We start from the raw sequence: 8,059 nt of genomic DNA on the forward strand, positions 1-8,059 counted from the left end.
GGAATTCATTATTAAGTATTTCTTTTATTTGTTGCTTTTAATACTTAGATTTATTGTTTGAAATAAAAATTGAGCATTTCATGCTAAATGAAAATGCTCAATTCTTATCCATTTTGATCTTTTGAAAATTTTGACTGAAATCTTTTAAACATCGATTTTTCTTGTGGGTTTTGTTTACTATTACTATTTTGATTCTCTTGGGAATTTTGATTGCCATTACCGTTTTGATTCCCTTGGGAATTTTGATTGCCATTGCCGTTTTGATTCCCTTGGGAATTTTGATTGCCATTGCCGTTTTGATTCCCTTGGGAATTTTGATTGCCATTGCCGTTTTGATTCCCTTGGGAATTTTGATTGCCATTGCCGTTTTGATTCCCTTGGGAATTTTGATTGCCATTGCCGTTTTGATTCCCTTGGGAATTTTGATTGCCATTGCTATTACTGTTTTGATTCCCTTGGGAATTTTTATTGCCATTGCCGTTTTGATTCCCTTGAGAATTTTGATTGCCATTGCCGTTTTGATTCCCTTGGGAATTTTGATTGCCATTGCCGTTTTGATTCCCTTGAGAATTTTGATTGCCATTGCTATTACTGTTTTGATTCCCTTGGGAATTTTGATTGCTATTGCCGTTTTGATTCCCTTGAGAATTTTGATTGCCATTGCCGTTCTGATTGCCATTGGCGTTCTGATTGCCTTGCGAATTTGAATTACCATTGGCATTCTGGTTGCCTTGCGTATTTTGATTACCATTGGCGTTTTGATTACCTTGAATCTTCCAAGGCGGGTCCACACTTGCATGAATTTTTTGATTTATTTTATAGGTAGCGTAAGGAATGACAAATGCAAGTAATGTACAAAAGAATGTAAATAGACTTGGAATCCTTTCCATGATTGTTTTCATTGTCTATTTTCATTCCTATCTGAAGTCTTATTAATAGTACCTGGTCTTTCAATCATTACATGTATATCGAAATTGATTTTACTTTTAGAAAAGTTGTTCTCACCAAATTCCCAATTGTCTTTCGTTTGCTCCCAAACTTTTGGATGGTAATGATGTAAATATGGACCCAATTCTAAAACATCCGTCTTATAGTCTTTTTGTAATTTTTCCACAGCTTTCGTCGTTATTTCATGAATTTTTTGCTCTAGTCCAAGTTGAAATTTGTCATGTACTTCTGCATTCATCACATCCTGATTTCCAAATTGTTCAGCAATTGTACCTATTATTTTAAGTGAGATTTTAAACTCAAAGTTATTAGGATTATTATTCACTAAAGTAATCTTATGGTTTATTTTTAGTAATTCGACTGTCGAACTTTTTCCCTCTACATTAATATTGAGCGTACCAGTATTTTTTTCTTCTATTAAAACACTTAATCCTTTTGCTTCATCCCCTTTTAACAAACCGACCATTTGGTCTTTTTTTCCGTTATAAATAGCAATTCCAACGTAATTAACGCTTTTAGAATCTAACTTCTCTATCACTGGAAGAGGAAAACTTTCTCTTTCTAATAGTTTTTCTTGAATATCCCCTACCCTTATTGATTCTATTGTTTCTAGATTCCCTTTTGTTTCCAATAACCTACCAATATATTGAGTAGGGATTTTCTCATGTTGTGGTTCAACGGATAATAGCTCCCCTGCTTCCCCACTGGCAACGGCAATCAGAATTCCTCTTCGCATATCCTTTTCACGGAGGAATAAATCTATATATTCTTTAAATAAGGTCGGTTGTTTGACGATATCTTCCGAAAAGAGAATGACTTTTATATGTGTTGGATCTGGCACACGACTAGTTTGTTTAATCATTTCTCGGTTCGTATCTATAATTGTTTCCCCAGTTACAGATAAATTCCTAAAGGCAGGACCGCTCCCACCACCACCACCCAAAGTTGAAAGCTGACTTGGAACGATAAGTTGTGAAGTTAACTTAATTTCCGATTGTTTTTCGGCAGTATCAATTGCAATTCCATAAACAAATGCCCTATCTTCTAGTTCTACCTTGTCCCAGCAACCAGTTAGCAATAATAACAGGATTACCATAAAAAATACTTTTTTCAAACATTTCAATTTTGATTTCCACCTTTCACTTTATAGGTAATTCCTAAAAGGATGGTGACGATAAGTAAGAAAATAAACAAGGAATTAGTTAAAAATCTTCCGACATTAGTTATCTCTATATAATTAACTGGCAACATGCTAAGTAAGAAAATTAAAGGTGAAATACCTAAGATGATATTCATTTTTTTTGCATTTTTAAATAACATCATCATTAGCAAAACAATTAGATCAAAGAATATTAATGTTGTTGTAAATATAATTATAGTCCAAATGACAAATAGAATGACATCAGACCGCTCAAAAAATCCTCCGGGTAATTCCACAGTTTTAGATATATCAAAAGCAGGAAAAAATAAATTTCTTGTTGTAGCATTTCCAAATGTACCTATACAAATTAAGAATATTAAGAAAGAAAAAAGAACTGCTATCATAACACCTTTTACCGCCATTTTTGGCGTGTTTTTTGGTTCTTTTACAAGTTCAATATAAAAAAGAAGCATGCTAAACCCTAAAAATGTTCCTACTGTCGATAAGCTAGCTTTCATATGCCCTTGAAAGTCAGTCTGAAAAGTAGGTAACAAATTCTCTGTTTTAAACAAACCAAGCGGCATTACAACAAGAATTAGTAATCCTACAATGACAGTAGGGAAAAATATAACAATTAAACGAAAAATTCCAGCTCGTGATCCAGATACACCATAAACGACAACCAAAAGGAATAATAATGAAACTACTTCAATCGGAGTTTTATCAAATAAGTATTGATGTGCCAATACAGTGACTTCTCGAACTTGATATGCTGTAACCAAAATAAAATGTATTATAAAGAGAGTAGTTATAATCACAGCCATTGGTTTTGTAAGTAAGTAGGAGGCATAAGTGATAAAGGATTGATTGGGAAAAGAAGAAGCTATTTTAGCAATTACCCAACTCCAAATGCATGCAACAATCCCACCAATCAAAATTGCAATCCAACCATCTCCAGCACTTGTATATTGTGCAATAACTCTTGGGAAAATTAAAGTTGTGATCCCAATGATATTAGAAGTGACTGCAATCATGATGTCTCGGTCACTAATAAACCCATGAGTTTGCGTAGGTTTCATTTACTACTTGGACCTCCATCATTGATTTTTTTTATATCCTCTGGCTTTATATATGGTGGACGTTTAATAAGAGTTGTTATAGGCGCTCGAATAAATATGTTTTTTAAATCACCTAAAAAATATGGTGCAAATGGAGCCGAATAAGGAACCCCCATACTTTTTAAATTTACAATATGAATCAAAAGCATGATTAATAAGAGAGTGATGCCGTAAAGGCCAAATATAGAAGCTGCCAAAAGTAATACAAATCGAATGACTCTCAGGCCAACCGCCATACTATAGTTAGGGATTGCAAAAGCAGCAATACCAGTCAGAGATGTAACGATTACTGTTGCAGGTCCAACAATACCAGCACTTACTGCAACATCTCCTATTACAATTCCCCCTACAATTCCAACAGTCTGCCCAACCGCCTTTGGTAGCCGAACCCCAGCTTCATGTAACAACTCAAAAGTGATTGCCATTAATAATGCCTCAACAATCGAGGGAAACGGTACATTTGCTCTCGTTGCAGCAATTGAAAAAGTAAGTTGGGTAGGAATCATTCCCGGATGGTATGAGATAAGCGCTACATAAATTGCTGGCAGAAATACTGCAATGAAAATAGCAAAAAATCTTAATAATCTCAAAACAGACCCTATAATCCATCTCTGGTTGTAATCTTCAATTGACAATATTGCATCTCCAAATGTGATGGGGGTAATTAAAGCAAACGGACTTCCGTCAACTAAAATTCCAATTCTTCCTTGGAGCACGTTATAGGTTAATTTATCAGGTCTTTCTGTATCTAAAATTTGCGGAAATGGTGAAAGAAAACTATCTTCAATCCATTGCTCAACAAATCCTGAATCAGGTGCAAAATCAATGTCAATTGTTTTTAATCTACGATTTACTTCATCTAGAATATCTTGATTAACAATACCCGCTACATAACATACTGCAAGCTTTTGTTTAGATCGTCTACCAATTTCATGCACATCGAAACGTAAGTTAGGATCCTTTACTTCCCTACGGATTAAAGAAATATTCGTATTAATGTTCTCAACAAATCCTGTTCTAGATCCTCTAATTACCGATTCTGATTGTGGTTCTTGTATAGCCCGATTTTCACTTCCGGCAGCATCCATCACTAAAATAGTTTGTTCACCATCTAACAAAAACAATGAATTACCTGATAATAGTGCAAGAGAAACTTCGTCTAATGTTGTCACTTTCTTAACATCCGTAATTGCAATTACTTCGTTGTAAATTTGATCTAATAAGTTGGGGTTAGATTGTGTAGATTTACCTGACTGTCCGTTGTTCGACTGACTGTTTTTGGATTGATTGTTGTTATTTGATTCACTATTGTTTGTCCCTTGATTATTTGGTTGGTTATTACTAGTTTGATTGTCACTTGATTGGGTATTATTTGACTGTTTGTTATTCTGATCATTGCTTGATTGGTTGTTATTGTTATTGGACTGATCTTTACTTAATTGAATATTACTTGATTGAATTGCTTTTAAAATATTGTTATTTACTAAATCAGAATTAGTGATTCCACTGATGTATAAAATTGCACATTTGATGTCTGTGCTACCAACTTTAGTTTCCCTAACTACTAAATCGCTTGGATTACCAAGCATTGTTTTAATAGTTTCAAGGTTTTTAGCCAAGTCCTTTTCAATCGAAAGACTAAATTCCCCTTGATTGTTAGAACTATTGTTGTTGTTATCTGAACTGCTATTTTTAGTTTTTTTATCATTTCCTGTGAATACATACCTCATATATATAACTCCAATAATAGGATTTGTTACTTATTGTGCTTTAAATTTGAATTTATATACTACATAGGAAAAGGTTATAGGATTTTTTCATACTTACCAGTTATTGATTTTTCAAACAAGGTAAAATTGGCCAAATATTAACTTCTGCCCTTTTGGAATAGTGAAAAATGGCATTTTCATTGGATGGAAAAATGTTAAACTCCGGTAAAATAGAGCGATGCTGTGATTCTACTTCTGCATCATGTATCAACCATGAATGATGTATAATATCGCTCCGAAATGGCTCCCCCTTTTGGTTAATCGTATAGAGACAGTATCTTTCAACTAACCACTCCTCAAGCGACCCTTTTTGTGCAAGTCTAGGTTCAGAAATTGGTCGGTAAATCCACTTTAATTTCTCATCATTTTTTCTGTATGGATCACTCTCAAATTGTATGTAGTTTCCGTTTCTTTGGAAATTCATGTTCAAGTAAATATAAGGAAGTTTAAAAAATCGCTTTGCCATTTTCGCTGTGAACCAGTTTGCTGCAGCAAGGTTAAAAAAATATACTCCTGGTTTTCCATTCAGATGGACATACGTACGAACATTAAATCCCGGAAATCGGTTCATTCCTGGGATAGGGGGAAGGCCGCGCATTCTTACAGATGTTGTCAAATATGGAACGATTGAAATCCAGGCCATCTTTTCAAATGTGTCTATCGGTAAATGTTTTGGTACTAATTTAGCAAGCTCATCTGCCTTAACTGGATAATGAATGAACAAAGTATCCAACCATGTTTGTTTCATAATCCAAGGTACTTGTCTTGGATGATTTAATCTTTGATGTTCGTATGAATTCAAGTAGTTTCACCCCTATCACTGTTGATGAATTTCAAATTGACGTTTTGGATGGTTCATTTACTTCATTTTTAACTATTAGGTCCAATATTAGACAATGTTCAGATTTGATTTTTGGGGAAGAATATTTTTTATGAAGAACTGTTAATAATGAAGATGGAAACAATTTTACAATTACGAGGAGGATTTGGAATTGAATATTCAAAGAGCCCAAGAAATAGCAGAGTCAGGCCATTTAGCAAAAGTATTTTATAACGGAGAACGTGTTTATATCCAACACGTTGATGAACAAAAGGAAACAGCAAGAATTTATCCTTTAGACGATCCACAAAAGGAACAAGAGGTTGCGTTATCTAGTTTAAAAGAGAAATTAAATTAGAGTCATAAATGTGAGGCTCTATTGCGATATGAGGGTGAAGGACATTTTGATGGGAATTCCTGTTTGAATGTCCTTCATTGTTCTGATGAACACTTTTTTGAGGGGATTTTACTGCTGAAATGTCCTTCATCCGCCTTATGAAGACCTTTTTGAGAGGATTTTACCGCTGAAATGTCCTTCATCCGCCTTATGAAGACCTTTTTGATTGGGTTTTACCGATGAAATGTCCTTCATCGGACTTATGAAGACCTTTTTGATTGGGTTTTACCGATGAAATGTCCTTCATCTGCCTTATGAAGACCTTTTTGAGAAGATTTTATTGCTGAAATGTCCTTCATCGGACTTATGAAGACCTTTTTGATTGGGTTTTACCGATGAATTGTCCTTCATCAGCCTTATGAAGACCTTTTTGATTGGGTTTTACCGATGAAATGTCCTTCATCGGACTTATGAAGACCTTTTTGAGAGGATTTTATTGCTGAAATGTCCTTCATCAGCCTTATGAAGACCTTTTTGAGAGGATTCTACCGCTGAAATCTCCTTCATCACCTTTATGAAAGACATTTCTATTAAAATCCCACTCTCATTTGTCCTTTACAATCAATCTTAAAGACATTCCTAACAAATTCCCCCCACAAATGTACTTAATAGACTTTACATATTCTAAAAATTAATTAATTACCTCAATTGCAACCAATGCCCATGCCACAAGAAATAGAAGTCCACCAATTGGTGTGATCGCGCCTAGTTTCTTAACCCCAGTTACAGACAGAACATATAAACTTCCACTAAAGAAGATAACTCCTGTGAACATTAAATAACACGCCCATGTTAGTAGCGATGATTCCCCTACTAACGCATCCATTGATAAGATGCCAATCGCTATAAGGCCTAACGCGTGGTAGATGTGATATTGCACAGCGGTATTCCAATGTTGTTCGTATTTTGGTTCCGGGAACTTGTCCTTTAAAGCATGTGCACCAAATGCACCTAGTACTACACCAAGGAATGCTAAGCCAACACCTAACAATAAACTAATATTCATAATATATTCCTCCAACTATGTATGTTCTATTTTAAAGATATGTCTAACCATCATTGCCTAGGTGCTAACAGCATTACTGACACACCAATTATGCAAATCACTGCACCTATCCAATCATAGAGATCTGGGGTTTTCTTATCGATTCCCCACCCCCATAAAACAGATAACACGACAAATACCCCTCCATAGGCTGCGTAAACACGTCCAAAGGAAGGAAATGCTTGCCATGTAGCAATAATGCCATATAATACTAGGGCAATTCCCCCAAATAATCCTAACCATGCCGACTTATCCTCGCGTAACCATTGCCAAATTAGATATCCTCCACCGATTTCTGCAAGGCCAGCAAGGACAAATATAGCAGCTGCTTTAATCAAGATGTCACCCCCTATCTCATCATTTAACATACACTATTATTCCATTTAATGATGAAAAGAGAAACTTTTAACGACACATTTCTCCGAAAATCAAAACGCCAATCCCTAAGAATCGGCGTTAGAAAGCATTTTGATAATTAATGCTTATCCTCCAAAGAATAAGTCTAATATATTTGAGCCTGTAGAGGATTTTTTATTATAAAACTCTGAGTATCCACAGTTTTTACAGAACACAACTATGAACTGATTATGTTGGATATCAAACATCTTCGATAAACCAGTCCCTGTCATTGCAACTTCTTTTGTATCAGCGTTTTTGCTCCCACATTTAATACACCCTTTTTCATTCATGCTGACAACCCCCTTTGTATAATTGTTTTACGGATGAGTAGAGGTTGTGGTTTCATAATTCTCAAAATTCAATCAGTATTAAGAAAATAGAGTAGGGTGACCATTTTCATGGCCACCCCCTCATCAAACCGT

The 8,059-nt window shown here is 35.0% G+C and carries 9 protein-coding genes; 1 reads left to right on the forward strand and 8 read right to left on the reverse strand.

All coding sequences use genetic code 11. The features are described from left to right. Window positions 1–104: 104 nt before the first annotated feature. The 5 genes from CD29_RS19525 to CD29_RS02710 all read right to left on the reverse strand — a co-directional run bounded on the left by CD29_RS19525 (window position 105) and on the right by CD29_RS02710 (window position 5,778). Window positions 105–902, reverse strand: coding sequence for a hypothetical protein (locus CD29_RS19525; protein ID WP_052123965.1), 798 nt, complete (start codon window positions 900–902; stop codon window positions 105–107). Further along, on the reverse strand, window positions 899–2,071 hold the full coding sequence (locus CD29_RS02695; protein WP_036182545.1) for a Ger(x)C family spore germination protein: 1,173 nt from the start codon (window positions 2,069–2,071) through the stop codon (window positions 899–901). The genes CD29_RS19525 and CD29_RS02695 overlap by 4 nt, the downstream gene beginning before the upstream one ends. Further along, window positions 2,068–3,168, reverse strand: a complete 1,101-nt coding sequence (locus tag CD29_RS02700) for a GerAB/ArcD/ProY family transporter (protein WP_036182547.1) — start codon at window positions 3,166–3,168, stop codon at window positions 2,068–2,070. The genes CD29_RS02695 and CD29_RS02700 overlap by 4 nt, the downstream gene beginning before the upstream one ends. After that, on the reverse strand, window positions 3,165–4,937 hold the full coding sequence (locus tag CD29_RS02705; RefSeq protein ID WP_235801764.1) for a spore germination protein: 1,773 nt from the start codon (window positions 4,935–4,937) through the stop codon (window positions 3,165–3,167). Before CD29_RS02705 ends, CD29_RS02700 begins: the two co-directional genes overlap by 4 nt. Window positions 4,938–5,037: 100 nt before the next feature. After that, window positions 5,038–5,778, reverse strand: a complete 741-nt coding sequence (locus CD29_RS02710) for a YqjF family protein (protein ID WP_036182549.1) — start codon at window positions 5,776–5,778, stop codon at window positions 5,038–5,040. Between the two features lie 190 nt (window positions 5,779–5,968). On the opposite strand from CD29_RS02710, the gene CD29_RS02715 reads away from it, so the two are divergent. After that, the gene (locus CD29_RS02715) at window positions 5,969–6,154 is read left to right on the forward strand and encodes a small acid-soluble spore protein H (RefSeq protein WP_036182551.1); all 186 of its coding nucleotides are present in this window, start codon (window positions 5,969–5,971) and stop codon (window positions 6,152–6,154) included. A gap of 670 nt (window positions 6,155–6,824) precedes the next feature. On the opposite strand, the gene CD29_RS02720 is transcribed toward CD29_RS02715, so the two are convergent. The 3 genes from CD29_RS02720 to CD29_RS02730 form a co-directional block, all read right to left on the reverse strand. Further along, on the reverse strand, window positions 6,825–7,199 hold the full coding sequence (locus CD29_RS02720; protein ID WP_036182553.1) for a DUF423 domain-containing protein: 375 nt from the start codon (window positions 7,197–7,199) through the stop codon (window positions 6,825–6,827). A 50-nt stretch (window positions 7,200–7,249) separates the two neighbouring features. Further along, window positions 7,250–7,576: a YnfA family protein gene (locus tag CD29_RS02725; RefSeq protein ID WP_036182555.1), complete on the reverse strand. Its 327-nt coding sequence runs from the start codon at window positions 7,574–7,576 to the stop codon at window positions 7,250–7,252. 144 nt (window positions 7,577–7,720) lie between these two features. Then, a complete protein-coding gene (locus CD29_RS02730) occupies window positions 7,721–7,927 on the reverse strand; it encodes a zinc ribbon domain-containing protein (RefSeq protein ID WP_036182557.1) in 207 nt (68 codons plus the stop codon). Window positions 7,928–8,059: the final 132 nt, after the last annotated feature.

Origin of the sequence: Ureibacillus manganicus DSM 26584 (assembly GCF_000772945.1) — a bacterium.
Taxonomy (GTDB): Bacteria; Bacillota; Bacilli; order Bacillales_A; family Planococcaceae; genus Ureibacillus; species Ureibacillus manganicus.

Coding starts and splice junctions, on each gene's coding strand:
- CD29_RS19525 (WP_052123965.1), bottom strand. CDS start 902: ATGAAAACAATCATGGAAAGGATTCCAAGTCTATTTACATTCTTTTGT.
- CD29_RS02700 (WP_036182547.1), bottom strand. CDS start 3,168: ATGAAACCTACGCAAACTCATGGGTTTATTAGTGACCGAGACATCATG.
- CD29_RS02705 (WP_235801764.1), bottom strand. CDS start 4,937: ATGAGGTATGTATTCACAGGAAATGATAAAAAAACTAAAAATAGCAGT.
- CD29_RS02720 (WP_036182553.1), bottom strand. CDS start 7,199: ATGAATATTAGTTTATTGTTAGGTGTTGGCTTAGCATTCCTTGGTGTA.
- CD29_RS02730 (WP_036182557.1), bottom strand. CDS start 7,927: ATGAATGAAAAAGGGTGTATTAAATGTGGGAGCAAAAACGCTGATACA.